This is a genomic window from Caulobacter sp. GW822-FHT01G02, from assembly GCF_058802865.1.
Genome location: NZ_JBXAON010000001.1, coordinates 301,709 through 320,063, shown reverse-complemented (window position 1 = coordinate 320,063; position 18,355 = coordinate 301,709). Strand labels below are relative to the sequence as shown.

Annotated in this window: 15 protein-coding genes; 7 read left to right on the top strand and 8 right to left on the bottom strand. The window is 69.2% G+C overall.

Annotated elements, in window-relative coordinates; genetic code table 11:
- From AC1RNC_RS01430 to AC1RNC_RS01415, 4 genes are all read left to right on the top strand, one after another.
- Positions 1-417: a DoxX family protein gene (locus AC1RNC_RS01430; RefSeq protein ID WP_492883103.1), complete on the top strand. Its 417-nt coding sequence runs from the start codon at positions 1-3 to the stop codon at positions 415-417.
- Positions 414-1,115 (top strand): YoaK family protein, encoded by a 702-nt coding sequence (locus tag AC1RNC_RS01425; protein ID WP_492883101.1) that lies wholly within the window; start codon positions 414-416, stop codon positions 1,113-1,115. Before AC1RNC_RS01430 ends, AC1RNC_RS01425 begins: the two co-directional genes overlap by 4 nt.
- A gap of 14 nt (positions 1,116-1,129) precedes the next feature.
- Positions 1,130-2,461 (top strand): alginate export family protein, encoded by a 1,332-nt coding sequence (locus tag AC1RNC_RS01420; RefSeq protein ID WP_492883099.1) that lies wholly within the window; start codon positions 1,130-1,132, stop codon positions 2,459-2,461.
- Positions 2,462-2,628: 167 nt separating this feature from the next.
- The gene (locus tag AC1RNC_RS01415; RefSeq protein ID WP_492835272.1) at positions 2,629-3,168 is read left to right on the top strand and encodes a helix-turn-helix domain-containing protein; all 540 of its coding nucleotides are present in this window, start codon (positions 2,629-2,631) and stop codon (positions 3,166-3,168) included.
- Here AC1RNC_RS01415 and AC1RNC_RS01410 read toward each other — a convergent pair.
- Positions 3,165-3,770, bottom strand: coding sequence for a response regulator (locus AC1RNC_RS01410; protein WP_492883097.1), 606 nt, complete (start codon positions 3,768-3,770; stop codon positions 3,165-3,167). The two genes, AC1RNC_RS01415 and AC1RNC_RS01410, sit on opposite strands and share 4 nt — an antisense overlap.
- Before the next feature lie 359 nt (positions 3,771-4,129).
- Here AC1RNC_RS01410 and AC1RNC_RS01405 point away from each other — a divergent pair, with 359 nt between their 5' ends.
- On the top strand, positions 4,130-7,135 hold the full coding sequence (locus AC1RNC_RS01405) for a sensor histidine kinase (protein ID WP_492883095.1): 3,006 nt from the start codon (positions 4,130-4,132) through the stop codon (positions 7,133-7,135).
- A gap of 89 nt (positions 7,136-7,224) precedes the next feature.
- Here the strand turns inward: AC1RNC_RS01405 and AC1RNC_RS01400 are convergent, their stop codons facing one another.
- The 5 genes from AC1RNC_RS01400 to AC1RNC_RS01380 form a co-directional block, all read right to left on the bottom strand.
- Positions 7,225-8,337 (bottom strand): PepSY-associated TM helix domain-containing protein, encoded by a 1,113-nt coding sequence (locus AC1RNC_RS01400; protein ID WP_492883093.1) that lies wholly within the window; start codon positions 8,335-8,337, stop codon positions 7,225-7,227.
- Positions 8,337-10,496: a TonB-dependent receptor gene (locus tag AC1RNC_RS01395; RefSeq protein WP_492883092.1), complete on the bottom strand. Its 2,160-nt coding sequence runs from the start codon at positions 10,494-10,496 to the stop codon at positions 8,337-8,339. Before AC1RNC_RS01395 ends, AC1RNC_RS01400 begins: the two co-directional genes overlap by 1 nt.
- An 82-nt stretch (positions 10,497-10,578) precedes the next feature.
- Positions 10,579-11,601, bottom strand: coding sequence for an esterase-like activity of phytase family protein (locus AC1RNC_RS01390; protein ID WP_492883090.1), 1,023 nt, complete (start codon positions 11,599-11,601; stop codon positions 10,579-10,581).
- Complete coding sequence (locus AC1RNC_RS01385) at positions 11,598-12,599, bottom strand: LacI family DNA-binding transcriptional regulator (protein ID WP_492883088.1); 1,002 nt, start codon at positions 12,597-12,599, stop codon at positions 11,598-11,600. The genes AC1RNC_RS01390 and AC1RNC_RS01385 overlap by 4 nt, the downstream gene beginning before the upstream one ends.
- Positions 12,600-12,742: 143 nt before the next feature.
- Positions 12,743-15,097, bottom strand: a complete 2,355-nt coding sequence (locus tag AC1RNC_RS01380) for a TonB-dependent receptor (RefSeq protein WP_492883086.1) — start codon at positions 15,095-15,097, stop codon at positions 12,743-12,745.
- A 279-nt stretch (positions 15,098-15,376) separates the two neighbouring features.
- Between AC1RNC_RS01380 and AC1RNC_RS01375 the strand changes: the two genes are divergently transcribed.
- Complete coding sequence (locus AC1RNC_RS01375) at positions 15,377-16,645, top strand: NupC/NupG family nucleoside CNT transporter (RefSeq protein ID WP_492883084.1); 1,269 nt, start codon at positions 15,377-15,379, stop codon at positions 16,643-16,645.
- On the opposite strand, the gene AC1RNC_RS01370 is transcribed toward AC1RNC_RS01375, so the two are convergent.
- Positions 16,642-17,013: a nuclear transport factor 2 family protein gene (locus AC1RNC_RS01370; RefSeq protein ID WP_492883082.1), complete on the bottom strand. Its 372-nt coding sequence runs from the start codon at positions 17,011-17,013 to the stop codon at positions 16,642-16,644. The genes AC1RNC_RS01375 and AC1RNC_RS01370 overlap by 4 nt on opposite strands.
- A 79-nt stretch (positions 17,014-17,092) precedes the next feature.
- On the opposite strand from AC1RNC_RS01370, the gene AC1RNC_RS01365 reads away from it, so the two are divergent.
- Entirely contained in the window at positions 17,093-17,557 is a 465-nt protein-coding gene (locus AC1RNC_RS01365) for a MarR family winged helix-turn-helix transcriptional regulator (RefSeq protein ID WP_492883080.1), read from the top strand.
- Here the strand turns inward: AC1RNC_RS01365 and AC1RNC_RS01360 are convergent.
- A complete protein-coding gene (locus tag AC1RNC_RS01360) occupies positions 17,522-18,340 on the bottom strand; it encodes a carbohydrate kinase family protein (protein WP_492883078.1) in 819 nt (272 codons plus the stop codon). The two genes, AC1RNC_RS01365 and AC1RNC_RS01360, sit on opposite strands and share 36 nt — an antisense overlap.
- Between the last annotated feature and the right edge of the window lie 15 nt (positions 18,341-18,355).

Genomic DNA, 18,355 nt, shown 5'->3' with positions numbered 1-18,355 from the left:
ATGGACACCCCCGCTCCCATCTCCGCGCTCCTACGCTCGACGGCGTTCGGAACCCTGGCGCGCGCGGTCCTGACCCTGCCCTACTGGTGGAGCGGGATCGCCAAGCTGACCGACCTGCACGGGGCCCTGGCCGAGGCCGCCCAACTCGGCCTCAAGCCGGCGTGGCTGGTCGTGGCCGCCACGGTGCTGGTCCAGCTGGGCGCCTCGATCGCCCTGATCCTGGGCCGCGCGGGCTGGCTGGCGGCCGGCGCCCTGGGCGTCTTCACCGCCTTCGCCACCCTGATCGCCCACCCCTACTGGACGGTCGCCGACCCGGTGGAGCGCTTCCACGCGCTGAACACCTTCCTGGAGCACATCGGCCTGATCGGCGGCTTCATGCTGGCGGCGATCCTGGTCGAACGGGAGAAGTGGGCATGAGCGCGCCATCCCCCCGCCTGGCCGCGGCTACCGGCGTCGGCATGGCCCTGGTCGGCGGCTATGTCGACGTGGTCGGCTTCGTCCTGCTGTTCGGCCTGTTCGTGAACCACGCCACCGGCAACCTGGTCATGCTGGGCGTCTCCCTGGCCGGCGGCGGCCAGGGCATCGCGACCAAGCTGCTGTCCCTGCCGGTGTTCATCGCCGCGGCGGCCGCGACCTATGTCCTGATCTGCCGCCGCCGGGCGCGCGGCCAGGCCAGCGAGGCGGCGGTGCTGCTGCTGCAGGCGGCGATGCTGCTGGTCTTCATGCTGCTGACCGTCGCGGCCCTGCCGGCCGACAACGCCGACCAGCCGGCGGTGATGCTGGCGGGCCTTGTCGGCGTCTGCGCCATGGCCGTGCAGAACGTCGGCGCGCGGGTGGTGTTCAGCCACATGGCCCCGACCACCATCATGACCGGCAACGTCACCCAGATCGCCATCGACCTCGTCGACCTGCTGACGTCGAGGAACGGCCTGGACGCGGCCTTGCGGGCGCGGATCGTCAAGACCTGGCCGCCGGTCATGGCCTTCGCGATCGGCGCGATCGGCGGCGCGCTCGGCGTGATCCTGGCGGGTCCCTGGAGCCTGCTGCCGGCCGCCGTCGTGGTCGCGATCCTCGGCGGCTTCTACGCTCGCGCTCCACGCCCGGTGGAAGCATGAGGGCGGCGGTTCTCGTGGCGGCCCTGCTCACGGCCAGCGCCGCCCAGGCCGCCGAGCCGCCGGCGTTCAAGCTGGTCCGGTCCGACGAGGACTACGGCTACCTGAAGTCCGCCCCGAACCTGACCGGTCTGGACGCGCTGCGCTACATCCCGCTGGGCCAGGACGCCTATCTCTCGCTCGGTGGCGAGGCGCGCGTCCGGCTCGACGCGATCGACGCCCCGCGCTTCGGGGTCGGCGGCGCCCAGGCCGACACCTTCGAACTCTTCCGGGGCCTGGTCAGCGCCGACCTGCACTTGAACTCGGGTGTTCGGGTGTATGGCGAGCTTGGCCTGCATCGCGACCTCGGCAAGGGCGAGGCGCCGGCGATCACCGACCGCGACGGCCTGGACGCCCAGGTGCTGTTCGTCGACGTCACGCCCGCCGAACACTGGCGCCTGCGCCTGGGCCGTCAGGAGCTGAGCTTCAACCCGACCCAGCGCTTCGTCTCGGTGCGCGAGGGGCCCAACATCCGCCAGAGCTTCGACGGCGCGCGGCTGACCTATACCGGCAAGCGCCTGAAGGTCGACGCCTTCTACACCCACCCGATCGCGCTCGAACCCGGCGGGTTCAACGACAGCCACAACTCCGGTCAGGCGTTCTGGGGCGTCTACGCCACCGCTCCCGTCGGCAAGGGCGCCAGTCTGGACGTCTACAGCCTGAACCTCGACCGCGACCGGGTCCGCTTCGGGGCGCTCACCGGCGACGAGCGACGCCGCGGCGTGGGCGCGCGTCTGGCCGGCAAGGCTGGGGCGATCGACTACGAGGTCGAGGGCATGGTCCAGCGCGGCCGCTTCGCGGGCCAGGATATCCGCGCCTGGGGCGGCTCGGCCGGGGCGGGCTACACCTTCGCCGCGCCGTGGAAGCCGCGCCTGTCGGTGCGCCGCGACATCGGCTCGGGCGACAACGATCCAACGGACGGCAAGCTGAAGACCTTCAACCCGCTGTTCCCCAAGGGGGCCTATTTCAGCGAGGCGGGTCTGGTCAGCTGGAGCAACCTCTCGGCCTGGCGGATCGCCCTGGGCGCCGCGCCGACCAAGACCCTCACGGCCGAGATCAGCCACACGGATCGCCGTCGCCAGGCCGGCCGCGACGCCCTCTACCTTCAGCCGCTGGCGGTGCTGGCGGGGGGCGGCGCGTCCACCGCCAAGGCGGTCAGCGAGGACTGGCAGGCCGATCTCGGCTGGCAGGTCAGCCGCAACGTCAAGGTTTCGCTGGAGGCCGTCCACGCCGAGGCCGGCGCGGCGGTGAAGGCCGCCGGCGGACACGACGTCGAGTTCGGCATGGCCATCGTCCAGTTCCGCTTCTGAGACCCATTTCCGAGACCCATTTCCAAGACAGGCGCGCGACGGACCGATACCCCATTTGGGGTAGTGAAATGTCACCCGTTGGCGGCTGACGCGAAACGCGGTCATCGACCATGGTCTCTTACGGACGAGACGCAGGCGCGCGTCGCGGCCGAACCCTGGGGGACGCGATGCTCAACGCGGTCGGAACCATCGAGACAGAACCGTTCGCCGTCGGCGACACGGGCATGATCTCCGAACTTCTGGACAAGGCCCTGCGCCTGTTCGAGGGCGACCGCATCGCGTCGCGCCGGCTGGTGGAGCAGGCCTTCACCCTGGCCGACCGTTCGACCCGCCCCGCCCCGCTGGCCCAAGGCGCCCTGGCCGCCTGGCAGGCCCGGCGGATCGAGAGCTTCGTCGAGCAGAACCTGTCACGCCCGATCCGCATCGACGCGGTCGCGGCCCTGGTGTCGCTGAGCCCGAACTACTTCTCGCGGGCTTTCAAGGCGACGTTCGGCGTGACCTTCTCGCACTACGTCATCCAGCAACGCATCACCCTGGCCAAGCAGATGCTGTTGACCTCCGACGCCTCGATCGCCGAGATCGCCCTGGATTGCGGCCTTGCCGACCAGTCGCACTTGACGCGCCTGTTCAAGCGCGCGGTCGGCTCACCGCCGAACGCCTGGCGCCGGGCCGCTCGCTGCGACGCCTGGACGCCCAGGGTTGCTTAGATGTCGATCAGCCCACGCCGCACCGCGACGGTGACGGCGTGGGTGCGGTCGCTGACGCCCAGCTTGCCGAAGATGCTCTTCACATGGACCTTCACCGTCTGATCCGAAATCGACAGCCGCCGGGCCACACCCTTGTTCGGCTCGCCGCGTGAGATCAGGCGCAGCACCGCCAGTTCGCGGTCGCTGAGCCTGTCCTCGTTCATGTGCGACAGGATCTGCTCGGCGACCGTCGGCGAGACGTAGCGGCGGCCAGCGCCGACCGTGCGGATCGCGTCGACCAGTTCGCGGTGCAGCGAGCTCTTCAGCAAAAAGCCCAGGGCCCCCAGGCGCAGGGCGCGCTCGGCATAGGCGTCGCCGCCATAGGTGGTCAGCACCGCGATCCGGGAGTCGGGCGCTTCCTTCAGGATCAACGGGATGGCGTCCAAACCGCCCAGGCGCGGCATCTGCAGGTCGATCAGGATGACGTCGGGCCGGAGGGTCCGCGACATCTCGATGGCCTCGGCGCCGTCCGACGCCTCGCCAACCGGCTCGAAGTCGGATTCGGCCAGCAGCGCGTTGGCGATCCCCTCCCGCATCAGGGGATGGTCATCGACGACGAGCACGCGTGTCTTCCGGCCCTCGGGCGTCATGGCGTTCATCGGATCCAACAGGCGCGGGATTCGGCCTGAGCAGTACGCGAACAGGTCGGACACTCTAAGCGGAACATGGCCTTGACCGGAATGGGTTGGGCGGTGTTTTCGGACGCCACGGTCAGTCTGCCTCGGGAGACGGCCGACCGCGCTTCCTGGCGAGGGTAGCGGGTGGCGTCCGCGCTCGACGCTCTTTCGCGACAGCGCTAACAATGCGCCGCGCGCCATGCCCGGCGAGGGCTCACGTTCTGGACTGAAAGCGATCGGCGATGCCCTGGGGACGGGTTTTCTTGCGCGCTCTACCCCTGGCCCTCGCCTTGATTTTCGGATCCTTGGCCCCCGCCCTCCCAGCCCGGGCCGACGAGCCCCAACAGCAGCTCCCGCGGCTTCTGCACACGGCTTGGCGACAGGAGACCGGCGCGCCGCCGAACATCTGGGTGATCGGCCAGGCGCCGCAGGGCGACCTGTGGCTGGGGACCGGCGCGGGCCTCTACCGCTTCGACGGCGTGCGTTTCAGCCAGTTCCGGTCGGACGGCCTCCGCACCCTGCCCAGCGAGATCGTCATGGCGATGCTGGTCACCCGCGCGGGCGAGGTCTGGGTCGGCTACCACGCCGGCGGCGTCTCGGTCATCCGCGACGGCAGGATCACCAACTACGCCAAGGGTCCGCCGGCCGGGACGGTGAAACAGTTCGTCGAAGGCCGCGACGGCGCGATCTGGATCGCCGCGTTCGGCGGCGTGACCGTGTTCCGCGAGGGTCGCTGGACCCCGATCCCCTGGCCCCCGGCCTATGGGCGCGCCTTCAACATGCTGGTCGCCCGCGACGGCGGCGTCTGGGTCGCGACGCAATACGCCCTGCTGCGCATCGATCCGGTCTCGCTGGCGGTCCGCAAGACCCACGAGCCCGTCGAGGGATCCTGGGCCCTGGCCGAGGCGCCCGACGGCCGTCTGTGGTTCGCCGACCAGGCCCTGGGACTGCGGGCGCTGGATCCTACGCGCCTGTTCGATCCGGTCGCGCCGACGCGAACGGCCCCCGCCAAGCCGGACCTGCTGGTCTCCCGGCGAGTGATGTTCGACAGCACGGGCGCGCTGTGGGGCGCGTTCGAGGACGGCAAGGGCATTTATCGTATCCTCCATCCGGGACGCGTTCCGACCGGGCGCATTCTTTCGAGGGCCGATGTCGACCAGACCTACGGCGCCGCCCAGGGCCTGACCGCCGACCTGGCCGCCGCCCTGTTCCAGGACCGCGAGCGCAACGTCTGGGTCGGGAGCCTGCTGGGCCTGGACCGTTTCAGCGCCGCCGACATCGTCGCCGAGCGCTCGATCCCCTCCAGCACGCGAGAGGGCTACCGCGCCGTGGTGACGCCGCGCGGCCGGCTTTACCTGACCGACGCGGACACGCTGTACCGGGTCGACGACGCCGGCCGCGCCCAGGCGCTGCATCGCGGCCTCGGCCATCCCAACGAGCTCTGCGCGGGCAAGGACGGCAAGGTCTGGATGGCCGCCGACAAGGGTTTCTCGCGGGTCGACGGCCCGCGCCTCGTCCCGGTCCCCTTGCCCGCCGCGGCCCAGCATCGCGTCGTCCTGGCCTGCGCGCAGGACGCTCTGGGCGACCTCTGGGTCTCGATCAGCGGCGCGGGCCTTTTCCGACAGGATGGCCAGGACTGGCGGCCGGTCACCGCCCACCTGCCCAAGGGCTTCCATCCGCGGATCCTGCAGGCCAGCCCCGATGGAACGATCTGGGCGGCCGACCCCGGCTTCGACCTCTATACGATCGGCGGCGGCGTGCGACGGTTCACGGAGGCGGACGGCCTGGCGATCGGTGAACTGAAGACGCTCACCATCGACCGCCAGGGCGTCGTCCTGGCCGGCGGCGAGCGCGGGATCGCGCGGCTGACGGGCGATCGCTTCCAGTCCCTGACCGTCGACCGCCACCCGGCGCTCAGCCTTGTCTCGGGTCTGGCGCCGGACGGCCTGGGCGGCGTCTGGCTGGGAACGATCCGCGGCGTCTCGCGGATTTCCGCCAAGTCGCTCGACAGGGCCTTCGCCGACCCCGCCGCGCCGGTGGAGCTGAAGCGCTTCGACTATCGCGACGGTCTGCCCGGCGCGCCGCAGCAACACTGCTGTCACCGCACGGTGGCGGCGGACGGCGCCCACCGCGTCTGGCTGCTGACCAACCGCGCGGTGGCCTGGTTCGATCCGGCCGACCTGTCGCACAACCCCGTGCCGCCGACGGTGACCATCACCGGCGTCACGGCCAACACCATGCCGCTGCCGGCCCGGCAGAACATGCGGCTGATGAGCGACATCCGCGACCTGCGCATCGACTTCGCCGCCCCCAGCCTGGTGGCGCCCGACCGGGTGCGGGTGCGCTATCGCCTCTGGGACGTCGACGCCGACTGGGTCGATCCGGGCGCGCGACACCAGGCCTTCTACACGCGCCTGCCACCCGGCCAGTATCGGTTCTCGGTCATCGCGGCCAATAACGACGGGGTCTGGAACCGCACCGGCGCGACGCTGGCGTTCGTCATTCCGCCGACCTTCGTCCAGTCCCGGACCTTCCTGGCCCTGCTGATCCTGGGTCTGGCCCTGCTGGGCGGCGGGGCCTTCTATCTGCGCCACCGCCTGACCGCCCGCCGCATCACCCAGCAGTACGAGGACCGGATGGCCGAACGCGAGCGCATCGCCCGCGAGCTGCACGACACCCTGCTGCAGAACGTCCAGGCCCTGGTCCTGAAGTTCCATAACCTGACCAACACCCTGCCCGACGACGCTTCGCGCGGCCAGGTCGCCGAAGCCATCGACCGCGCCGAGCAGGTGGTGGTCGAGAGCCGCGAGCGGATCATGGATCTGCGCACCGCACGCTCCAGCGAGGACCTGGCCCAACGCCTCAGCGTCGCCGGCGACTTCACCGGCGCGATGGCCAAGCCGGAGCTGCGCGTGACCACGCTGGGCGAGACCCGCCAGTTGACGCCCTCTGTACTGGACGAGATCACCCAGATCGGCTCAGAGGCCATCCGCAACGCGATGCGCCACTCCGGCGGCGGCCTGGTCACCGTCGAGCTCGCCTTCGAGCCCTCCGCCTTCCGCCTCGTGGTTCGGGACGACGGCGTCGGCATCCCGGCCGGCCGGCTGGCCCGCGCCGAGCAGGCCGGCCACTACGGCGTCGTCGGCATGCGCGAGCGCGCCCAACGCCTGGGCGGCGCGCTGAAGGTCGAGAACGACGGCGGCGCGCGGATCGAACTCACCGTCCCGTCGCGACAGGCCTATGGCGAGCGCAAGTGGCTGACCGAGTTTCTGACCAGGCTCCGCGCCCTAGCCGTTTGGAGGAAGCGGTAATCCGCAGCCGCGTTGACGGACGAGCTGGGGATGGGTCCGCGCCTAGGCTGGCGTCGTCGAGACGTCTTGGCCAAGCCGGCTGAATTTGCTCACGCCACCTTGGCCCCGGCCCGCGACGCGGGTTTCTTCGGGCGCCGGCGCTTGGGGGCGCCGCTCGGATTGCCCCAGAAGGTCACCACCGCCAGCGATCCCAGCAGCGCCAGGGTCAGACCCGAGACGGTCATCACCAGGCGGTAGGCCAGCCCGCCCACCTTGGCCGCGTGCAGCGGGAAGTCGGCGTTGGCGATGCGCGAGCCCAGCGGCAGAGCCTGGGCGTCGCGGCTGGCGACCATCGCGCCGGTGGCCGGATCGAACCAGGCCATAGAGCGGCCGTTAGGCAGCCACTCAGCCTGCTGGCGCAGGCGGATGGCGATCAGCCCGCCCTTCGTCCGCGGCAAGGCGATGGTCCGCACCTCCGCGCCGGGGAAGCGGGCCTGGGCGGCGCCGATGACCTTGGCCCAGTCGAGGTCCTTGGCCAGCTCACCCCCCTTGATCTTAGGCGCGACCGAGGCGTTTTCCATCACCGCCGGCGGCGTGAACGGCGCGCGCAGGGCGTTGGAGAACCACTTCAGGTTCATCGCCGCGCCCGTCGTCAGCGACAGGATCAGAAGCGGAGCGATCAAGGCTCCAAGGTCGCGGTGATGATGGACGATCGCCGCCCGCTTCATCATCCGCGGCCACGGGCGGACATGGAACATCCGCCGTGTCGGCCACCACAGAATCAGGCCGGTGACCACGAAGCCCAGACCCGCCAGGCCGGCGATCCCGCCGATGATCTCGCCCGTGTCGCCGTTGAACAGGTGGTGGTGAAAGTCGAAGATCCACACCTCCGGCCGGACCCAGTTGGAGGTCCAGGCCTGGACGATATCGCCGTCCTGGTCGGCGTAGGCGGCCTTCTCCTCGGTCTTGTAGGCCAGCTTGTGCAGGCCCATCCGCTGGGTCGCCAGCACGATCGAGCGTGGGCGGTCCTCGGCGGCGAAGACCTTGGTCGTCATCGCCGCCAGAGAGGCCGCGTCCTGCCGCTGGGCGTCGGCGGCGTGGGGCATGGTGGCGCGCAGGAAGGCGTCCTCGTGCACCAGCAACGCCCCGGTAAAGCCCAGAAGCGCCAGCAGGAGGCCGATCAGGCCGCCCGTCCAGCGGTGCAGCAGGCGCAGGGTTTTCATCAGAAGCGCGTTTCCCAGCCCAGCGTCGCGGTGCGGCCACGGCCGGCGTAGAACTTGTCCTTGGCCGGCAAGGTCGTGTCCGAATTGTACGAGATGTACTGCTTGTTGAAGAGGTTCTGGACGCCCAGCGACACGGCCCCGACCGGCAGCCGGTAGCGCACGAAGGCGTCCGCGACCGTGTAGCCTTCGAAGTCGTCCTTCACCAGCGCCGTCTGCATGTCGCGCTTGATGTACTTCTGGACCTGCAGGCGCAGGGCCCAGTCGCCCGTCTGATAGTCAGCCGCGACATTCAGGCGATCGGGCGAGATGTTGGCGCCGTCCAGGTCGGTGTCGACCTTGCCGTCGGCATTGGTGTCGGTCTGGCCGCGCAGGCGGGCATAGCCGGTCGAGACATCCAGGCCCTCGATCGGGGTGCGGGCCTTCACATTGACCTCCAGCCCCTCGATGGCCACGCCCTGGCGCTGAACGTCGAAGACGCCGCCGGCGTTCTTGACCAGCAGTTGACCCAGCTTCGACCTGGACCAGAAATAGGCGACGCTGGCGTCGAAAGGCCCGCGCTTCAGCTCGGCCCCGACCTCGCGGTTGTTGGACACGATCGGTTCGATCGAAAGGTAGGTGTCGACGTCGACATTGGCGACATTGATGCCGCGCAGGATGCGGCCGACGTCCGGCACGGTGTAGCCCTCGGCATAGCTGCCGTAGAGGCGCACGCCCTTCATGGGTTCGAACACGCCCCCGCCGTTCAGCAGGGTGGCGCTGAAGTCGGGATCGCCGCCGCCGACCTTGCGCGAACCGTAAAAGGCCAGGGTGGTGAAGTCGTCGACCTTCAGCTTGACGTTCTCGAAGCGCACGCCGCCGGCCAGGCGCAGCTTGCCGTCGAGCAGCGCGTAGTTGCCCTGAATGAACGGCGCCAGGCTCTGGAACTTGGTCGGCGGCACCCAGGCGCGGCCGGTGGCGATCAGCAGTTGCTCGGTGCGGTCGGTCAGGGCGTCGAGGCCGGCGGTGGCCGTCAGCCCTTCGATCCCCGGAACGGCGCGCTCGTAGCTGATCCGCGCGCCCAGCTTGCGCGAGCGGTTCGATGACTGGTCGAACAGGGTGTTGTTCGGGGCGATGCTGACGTCCTGGAACGTGGCGTTCTTGTCGCCGCCGAAGGTGTCGCGCGAGCGGTTGAAGAACAGCTGGGCGTTCAGCACGCCACCGTAGAGGTCATCATTGACCAGCGCCGCCGACAGGGTCTCGACACGGTTGGCGGCCGGCTTGCCGGGCTGGACGCCGCGATAGGCCGTGGTCGGCAGGCGAGTGAGACGATTGCCGTCGGTCGGCGCCACCGCCGTGCCGGTGACGGTCACGTAGTCGCCATCCCCCTTCAGATCGAAGCGGTTGCCAACGATGTCCAGGCGCGTGCTGGGCGAGATTTGCCAGCCCAGGCGGCCGAACAACGACAGGGTCTTGGAGTCCTGGACGTCGCCTTGCGTGTTGTCCATGCCGATACGGCGGCCGTTGGCGTCGTAGAAGGCGCCGCGGGTCTCGTAGGCGACGCCGGCGGTGGCGTCGAACGCCCCTCCGCGCCAGCCGACCAGGCCAGCGACCTTGCCGCCCAGCGTGTCGCCCAGGTCATGGCCGGCCGAGGCCTGGACCAGAGCCCGCCCCGAGACGCCATCCTGCTTGGGCGGACCGACGGTGACCTGGTTGACGACGCCGCCCGTGGCGCCGATGCCCTGAAGCGCGTTGGAGCCGTAGATCAGCTCCACGCGGTCGATGAAGAACGGATCGATGGTGTAGCCGTCGCGCGAGCCGTCGCGGATCGGCGTCGACTGCGGAATGCCGTTGATGGCGTACAGCGGGGAACGGCCGCGCAAGGTTTCCCCCGCCCCCGAAAGCTTCTGGCGGGTCGGCGAGAACGACGGCGACAGGGTCGATACGGCGTCGACGATCGAGCCGCTGATCGCGACCTGCTGGCTCAGCATCGCCTGGTCGATCACGTCGACGGTCAGCGGCAGGGCGCTGGCGGGCAGGATGGTGCGGGCGGCGGTGATCACCACCTGGTCCACGTCCGTATCGCGCGCCTTATCCTGGGCGTGAGCCGCCGTCATGGCCAGCAGGCTGAGCGTGGAAAGCAGCGCGCCACGCAGGCCGGCGCGCGAAAAGTGAAGTCGCATGGTCATCCCCGTCGAAGTGACGCGGCTATGACGCAAATGCGAGTGACTTGCAATATCTCAAGACAAGTGATTGATCAGCGGCTCAGGGCTTGGCGACCACGCTGAACATCACGGCCTGGGTCGGCGCGGCGGGGTCGAAATTGTCGTCGGACATCAGTACGAGGGTCCGCCGCCCATTCCGCGATGGCCCCCAGCCCATGGCCTCTAGGTTGCTGGCCGGCACACCGGCCAGGCGGTCGAAGTTGACCAGCAGACGCTTTGTCAGTGGACGGATCGTATCATCCAGGACCTCGCGGCCAGCCACGTCCCGCGCCCCGCTCATGTCCACGGCATAGAGCCGGCAGTGGTAGGCGAAGCGCCCGGCCGCGTCCTCGACGCCGGAACGCTCCAGCACCAGCAAGCGGTGATCGTCCAGCGCCAGGATCTCGCTGATCCCGTTGTCGCCGCGCCGAGCGGGGGCGGCCTGGATCGGGTCGAGGCGGTAGGCGTACTGGGCGGTGACCTTGCCCTGGCGATCCAGGCGAGTGATTCGCGTCAGCCCGCCCGCCGCGACGCTGCTGACCGGGCCGTCCTGGACGAGGGGCGCTTCCATCGAGAGCCACAGCCAACGACCCTCGGGCGAAAAGCTCAGCCCCTCGAAAGTCAGGTTCGGCCGCGCGCCCTGGCCGAAGCGGAACGGCGCCGGGACCGTCCCCTTGGCCGCCCCATCCCGATCCATCCGGCGCACCGCGGGATCGAAGCCGCGGGCGGCGTCGCCCTCGGTCGTCCACAGCAGGTCGCCGCTCAGCGGATCGATCCGCAGCGCCTCGGCGTCGACGCGTTCGCCGGCCGGGCTGGCGGTCGATGGGAAGGTCGAGCCGTCCACACGGCGCAGCGGGACCTGGCGCGTGACGGTCAGCCCCCTGGCGTCCAGCCGTCCGACGAAGACCCTCGCCGGGGCCTTGTCCGAGCGATCGTCGGAGATCATCAGCCACTCGCCGGTGCGCCGGTCGTAGTCGAGGCCAGAGATTCCGCCGAACGGCGCGCCATCGACGGCCAGGCCCTGAGGGACTTCGAAGCTCGCCAGCAGCTTCAGCGCCAAGGCGAGGCCGAGCAGCGCGCTCACGTCAGGACGCGCACGCTGTCGCGCGAGATCAGCTCGACATTGAACACCACCCGCCGGCGCGGCTCGCCCCGGGCGCTCATCCGGCGGATCAGGGCCTCGACGGCGGCGGCGGCCATGTCCTCGACCGGCATGTCGATCGTGGTCAGGGCCGGCGTGTGCAGCTGGGCCCAGGGGATGTCGTCGAAGCCGACCACCGAGACGTCGTCCGGCACGACCAGGCCCATGCTCCGGATGTGGCGCATGGCCCCGATGGCGATCAGGTCGGCCCCGGTGATCACCGCCGTGGCCGTGCGGCTCTCCAGCGCCTTCGTCACCTCGGGCTCCAGGTCCAGCGAATAGGCGTTGTGGACGTGCCAGACCAGATTGCCCCGCTCGCGCACCGTGCTGATCGCCGCCTCGGCCCGCTGGCGGGCGCTGGAGGCGGCGTGGGGACCGGAGATCACCCCGATGTTCACATGGCCCGCCGCCAGCAGGTGTTCGGCCGCGAGACGCCCGCCGTCGGCGTAGTCGGCCTGGATGACGTCGTAGCCCGGCAGGTTGCGGTCGAGCACCACGGTGGGCACGCCCTCGATCAGCTTGCCGACCGGGCCGTCGTCGGCGATCGGGAACCAGATCACCCCGTCGACCCCGTGGTCGATCATCAGGTTCACGGCCCGCTCCTCGGCCTCGGCCGAGCCCTCGGTGTCGGTCAGGAAGACGCTGTAGCCGTGAGCCCGCGCGGCCTGGATCACCACCTGGGCCAGGCTGGGGAAGAACGGGTTGGTCAGGTCGGGCAGGATCAGGCCGATCGCGCCGGTCTTGCCGGTCTTCATGGCTTTGGCGCTCTGGTTGGGGCGATAGCCCAGCTCGGCGGCCACTTTCAGGATGTGCTCGCGCGTGGCCTCGCCTACCGAGCCCGCGCCGTTGATCGCGTAGGAAGCGCTGGCCAGCGACACGCCGGCGGCCTTGGCGACCTCTTTCAAGGTGGCGCGGCGCGGTAGGTCTTCGCTCTTGGCCATTCGGGGATTCCGTCGGGAGATAGCCAGGACGTGAAACCTTTCATGGTCAGCGTCAAGAAATGGGTCAAGGATCGGGGCGGATCTGACGACCCGCCCCTTCCGGAAGCGCCTAACAAGGGGAGAAGACGCTCCCGAACCTGACCCTAGAACCGCGCCTTCACCGAGAAGGTGTAGGTGCGCGGCGCGCCGACGAAGTAGCGGTCCAAGGTGCGGCCGTTCGGGTTCGCGGCGCTGTAGCCGAACTCCGGCTGGGTGGCCGTCGAGCCGCTGACCGCGCCGATGTATTCCTTGTCGAACAGGTTATCGACGTTGAACTGGAAGCGCAGGTCCGGAACGCCTGCACGCTTCAGGTCGTAGGTCGCAGTCAGCCCGACCAGGGTGTAGGCGTCCAGCATCTCGACGCCCAGTTCCTGGAAGGTGGTCGGGGCGACGATGTGGCCGCCCACCCGTTCGCCCACATAACGGACATTGGCGTCGATCTTCAGCCCGGCCAGCGGCTTCCAGCCGACCTGGCCGTAGACGCTGTCCTTGGGAATGTCGCGCACCCCGGCCCCGCCGATCACCGCGACGGCGGCCAGGGCGGCGCGGGCGGCGCTGCCGACGGCCGGGTTGTCGTGCTTGGCGTCCTGGTGCGAATACGAGCCATAGAGGTCGACGACGCCGAAATCGTAGTAGCCGGTCAGCTCGACGCCCTTGGTCTTGATCCCGGCGATGTTGACGGCCTTGGTCGCGACATTGCCGCGCACGACCTCCTGCGGATCCAGCGTCGCGGTCGGGTCGCGCGGCACGATGCCGACATTGTTCTTCAACTCGACGTCATAGGCCTGGATCGAGAAGGCCATGTTCGGCTTCACATAGCGCAGGCCCAGGTCGACATTCTCGGTCGAGACCGGGGTGAGATCCTTGGGATTGATCACCGCCGTCGAACCCAGGAAGGCGTCTTCCGGGATGCCGGCGAAGTTCTTGGCGTAGCCGCCGAACAGCTCCCAGGCGTCGGCCAACTGGTAGGTCGCGCCGAGCTTCGGATTGAGGTCCGAGTGCTGCGAGAACTTGACGTTGGCCTTGTACTCCAGCGGCGACTTGGCGTCGTATTTCACGTTGTACCAGGTGACGCCGAGGTCGACCTTCAGCTTGTCGTCGAACGCCCGGAGCTCGTCCTGGGCGTACAGCATGGTGGTCTCGACCGAGGCGCTGCGCTCGTACTCGACATAGTTCAGCTTGCTGCGGTCATAGGCGATGCTCTGGGCCGAGTTGATGATCGGATAGAAGTTGCGCTTCTCCGTGGAGTCGCCGCCTTCCCACCAGCCGCCGAAGCGCAGGGCGTGGGCGCCGAACCTGGCCTTCAGCTCGCCGGTCACGCCGTAGCGATCGCGGTCGCGGGGCGTCACCCGCATGTCGGCCGGACCGCCGACGACATTGCTGTTGCGGATCGTGGTCAGGGTCGGACGCACCGCCCCGCCATTGGCGTTGTAGCCGGTCACCGCGCGCGGATCGCCGCCGGTCAGAACGCGCTGACGGTCCTGGTAGCGGAAGGATTCGCCCTTGAGATTCTGGTAGTAAGGATTGACGTCCAGGCTGATCGCGTCGCTCAGCACGAAGTGACTGTTGGCATAGGCCAGCCAATCCTTGCGCCAGCCGCCCAAAGCGCCGCCGAAGTCGATGTCCTTGGCCGGTATGCCGGTGATGGCGTCCAGCGCGCGGTCGCTGCGCGGCGCGGCCTCGAACTCGCCCTTGGTGACGATGTTGAAGTCGTTGTCGGTCTGGTCGTTGTAAGAGACACGGGCCTTCAGGAACGAGCCGTTGTCGAAGTCCTTCACGACCTTCAGCTCGTAGTGGTCGCGCTCGCTGCCGCGACTGTTGCGGCCGGCCCAGACGTCGTTCTCCTGGTGGGAGTAGGTGAAGTAGCCCGACAGACCCGGCGCGACCTCGCCGCTGTCGATGCGGCCATAGATGCGGCGAAAGTCGAACGAGCCAAGGCCAGCCTCGATCGCGCCGCCGAAGTCCTTGCGCGGGGCGTCGGTGACGAAGTCGATGAAGCCGCCCAGGGCGAAGCGCGACGGCGCGCCGATGTCGCCAGCGCTCTGCGAGACGGTGATCCGGCCGATGTTGCTGCTCTCGATGAAGCGCTGCGGCGGCGAGCCGCCATTGAACCGGCTGTCGCCCGTGGGGATGCCGTCCAGCGTCAGGCCGACCTGCTCGTCGGACAAGCCGCGCATATAGATCTCGAACGAGAAGCTGCCGCCGCGACTGTCGCCGGTCGAGACCTGCACGCCCGGCACCTTGACCAGGGCCTGGGTGATCTCCGCGCCCAGCGGACGCTCCTGGATATCCTCGGCGCCGATCGTGAACGTGGCGCGGGCCAGGCCCGAGCCGAAGCGCTCGGCGGTGACCACCACCTCGTCGACGGTCTCAGGCGCCGGAGCGGTCTGCTGAGCCATGGCGGGCGCGGCCATGACCAGGCACAGCGCGCTCGAAGCCAGCCAGATGGACGTCTTCATGTTCAAAGCCCCTTCAGGCGACCCGCCCTCGGCGGCGTCGATACGATTTAGTGAAACGTTTCATATTCAAGTTCAATGACAATTTCATCACAGGGGCCAGGCATTCGACGCGTGCCATATTTGATCGCTCACTTTGCAATTGCTGAGAATTTCCGGGCACATTTGCAGACTCGGGAGGATAGCGCGCCGAAACCGCTCAGTCGCGGATAGTGTCAATCCGACGCTATTTCCTTGAAACGTTTCACTCTATAGAGTCACCCTATCGCCGTCGGAGGGGACATGCCGGACAACGAAACCGCGCGGGCGCTGCTGGGCGTCGTGGCGTTCCTAGGGCTCGGCTGGCTGCTGTCGGAGAACAAGCGCGCCCTGCCCTGGCGGCCGGTGCTGGTGGGCCTGGCCTGCCAGATCTCCCTGGCCCTGTTGCTGACCAAGGTCCCGGCCATCACCGCCGGCTTCGCCGCCGCCACCCACGCGGTCGACGCCCTGCAGGCGGCCTCACGGGCGGGATCCAGCTTCATGTTCGGCTATCTGGGCGGCGGCCGCGCGCCGTTCAGCGTGGCCGACCCCAGCGCCGCCTTCATCTTCGCCTTCCAGGCCCTGCCGGCCATCCTGCTGGTCGGGGCCCTGTCGGCGCTGCTGTGGCACTGGAAGGTGCTGATCGTCATCGTCCGCTCGGCGGCCTGGGCGTTCGGCAAGCTGTTCGGGGTCAGCGGCCCGGTCGGGGTCTCGACCTCGGCCTGCGTGTTCCTCGGCATGGTCGAGGCGCCGCTGCTGGTGAAGCCGTTCCTGCCGCGCCTGACCCGCGCCGAACTGTTCATCATCATGGTCGACGGCCTGTCGGTGATCGGCGGCTCGATGATGATCGTGCTGGGCTCGCTGATCGCGGCCAAGGTGCCCAACGCCTTCAGCCACCTCTTGATCGCCTCGCTGATCAGCACCCCGATGGCGATCGGCATGGCGAGATTGATCATTCCAGGCGAAGCCAGCGCGACGAACGAACCGATCGTCCTGACCAGCCCTTATCGCAGCAGCCTGGAAGCCCTAACCTTCGGCACGCTGGACGCGGTGAAGATGGTGCTGAACATCGCCGGCCTGCTGATCGTCTTCGTCGGGCTGATCGCCCTGATCAACATGGGCCTCGCGGCGCTTTCTCCGCTTTTTGGCCCCCACGCCGGCGCGCCGCTGACGCTCGGCGGGATCCTGGGCTGGTTGCTGACCCCGATCGTCTGGCTGACCGGCGCGCCGCTGCCCGACCTGCAGGCCGTCGGCGCGATCCTGGGAACCAAGGTCGCCGCCAATGAAGTGGTGGCCTACAGCGACATGATGGCCCTGCCGCCCGGCGCGCTCAGCGAAAAGAGCCTGCTGATCCTGACCTACGCCCTGGGCAGCTTCGGCAATGTCGGCAGCGTGGCGATCCTGATCGGCAGCCTGTCCTCCATGGCTCCCGAGAAGGTCGGCGAAGTCGTCGAGCTGGGCTTCAAGGCCCTGGCGGCGGCGTTCCTGACCACATGCCTCACGGCGACGATCATGGGGCTGATCAGCGGCTAGAGGTCCTCGAGGTCGAAGCGGACCACCTTGCCATCGCGCAGGTGGAAGACGTGGCGGATGGTCTTGTCCTTCAGCCCGTGTGTCTGACCGGTCAGGGGCTTGCCCTCCAGGTCATGGACTGTCTGCAAGACCTCGGCGATGACCGTGCCGTCCGCGCGGCGGACGAAGGCCACCGGCTCGACGTGCGGACTGACCATGGCCCACTGGCGCGTCCAGTATGCACGCACCGCCTCGCGCCCCTGCTCGTATCCGCCGTCCATGCCGTTGGCCCAGGCCACGTCGTCGGTCAGCTCAACCAGCACGCCGTCGATGTCCCGCGCATTGAAGCGCTCATAGAGGCGCTTGAGCATCTCAACATCGTTATCCATCGTACACCTTCCCGCTTGGGCTCGAACAGGTTACATATGCACGTATGTATTTAAACACGGCCGGACGCAAGGGCGCGCGATGATGAAGCTGGATGTGCTGTCAACGCCGGGGCACCTGATCAGCCTCGCGGCGCGTGGCTTCACCCGCCTGAGCGAGGCGCGCCTGAAGCCGCTGGGGTTCGGCGTCGGCCAGCTGCCCGTGCTGGTGGCTTTGCGGAACGGGGAGGCCAGCACCCAGCGCGACCTAGCCCGCTTCGCCAAGACCGAACAGCCGCCGATGGCCCAGATGCTGGCGCGTATGGAGCGGGACGGACTGATCAGCCGGAGCACCGATCCCGCCGATCGCCGTAGCAGCCATATCGCCCTGACCGAGTCGGCGCGGGCCCGGATGCCAGACGCCGTCGACACCCTGCTGCGCGGCAATCAAGAAGCGCTCAACGGCTTCACTGACGGGGAGACCCAGCAGTTGGTCGCCCTGCTCACCCGCCTGATCGCCAACCTCGACGACCTAGCCGGCGCCGACGGTCACCCTGCCAGCCAATAAGGCGCCCGCCGCCGCGATCCCGGCCCGCGCCGCCGCGCGCGGCGAGCCTCCGGTGATCAGCGCCGCCAGCGCCGCGCCGGCGAAGGTGTCGCCGGCTCCCGTGGCGTCGTCGACGGCCAACGGCGAAACGGGCAGGTCGAAGACCTCGCCCGCCTCGACGCGGACGCCGTCCGCGCCGCGCGTCTCGAACAGGATCTGGCCGACCGGCGCGGGACTGGTCCGGCCAGCCTCCAGCCAGGCGCGTTCGCCGGCGTTGCAGAACACCACCTCGGCCCGCGCCGTGAGCCGCGCCACGAGCTCGGGCGGAAAACAGGCCGGGTCGTCCTTGGCGATCCAGGCCAGGCGCGGGCCTTCGACCTCGAGCAGGCGCGCGGTGATCGCTGGCGGCCCGGCGGCGACCACCAGCCATTCGGCCTGGGCGGCCAGGCGCAGCTGGCCCTCGGTGAGCGCGGCGGGTCCCGGCCGCAGCAGGCAGCCATAGCTTCCATCGGCGTTGTAGATCAGCAGGCACCGCGTCGACGGCGCGCCCGGCATGACCGCGACACCGTCCGGCGACCCGCAGGCCGCGCGATAGGCGTCACCGTCGGCGTCGTCGCCGATCCAGGTCAGGGGCGCGGCCATCACCCCCGCCTTGGCGAGCGCCGCGCTGGCGTACAGCGCCGCCCCGCCCGCGCGCGGCCAGACCGCCTCGCGCATCAGCCGCGTGCCCCGACCGGTGAAGTCGCCCTCGACCCGGACCACGTAGTCGATCGTCGCGAACCCCGCGACCGCCACCCGCACCATCTCGTCCCCTTCGTT

Bases quoted from the DNA above. Each gene is read 5' to 3' on its own strand.
- AC1RNC_RS01395 (WP_492883092.1), bottom strand. From the start codon at position 10,496: ATGCGACTTCACTTTTCGCGCGCCGGCCTGCGTGGCGCGCTGCTTTCC.
- AC1RNC_RS01415 (WP_492835272.1), top strand. From the start codon at position 2,629: ATGCTCAACGCGGTCGGAACCATCGAGACAGAACCGTTCGCCGTCGGC.
- AC1RNC_RS01370 (WP_492883082.1), bottom strand. From the start codon at position 17,013: ATGGATAACGATGTTGAGATGCTCAAGCGCCTCTATGAGCGCTTCAAT.
- AC1RNC_RS01430 (WP_492883103.1), top strand. From the start codon at position 1: ATGGACACCCCCGCTCCCATCTCCGCGCTCCTACGCTCGACGGCGTTC.
- AC1RNC_RS01360 (WP_492883078.1), bottom strand. From the start codon at position 18,340: ATGGTGCGGGTGGCGGTCGCGGGGTTCGCGACGATCGACTACGTGGTC.
- AC1RNC_RS01365 (WP_492883080.1), top strand. From the start codon at position 17,093: ATGATGAAGCTGGATGTGCTGTCAACGCCGGGGCACCTGATCAGCCTC.
- AC1RNC_RS01375 (WP_492883084.1), top strand. From the start codon at position 15,377: ATGCCGGACAACGAAACCGCGCGGGCGCTGCTGGGCGTCGTGGCGTTC.
- AC1RNC_RS01400 (WP_492883093.1), bottom strand. From the start codon at position 8,337: ATGAAAACCCTGCGCCTGCTGCACCGCTGGACGGGCGGCCTGATCGGC.
- AC1RNC_RS01385 (WP_492883088.1), bottom strand. From the start codon at position 12,599: ATGGCCAAGAGCGAAGACCTACCGCGCCGCGCCACCTTGAAAGAGGTC.
- AC1RNC_RS01425 (WP_492883101.1), top strand. From the start codon at position 414: ATGAGCGCGCCATCCCCCCGCCTGGCCGCGGCTACCGGCGTCGGCATG.
- AC1RNC_RS01380 (WP_492883086.1), bottom strand. From the start codon at position 15,097: ATGAAGACGTCCATCTGGCTGGCTTCGAGCGCGCTGTGCCTGGTCATG.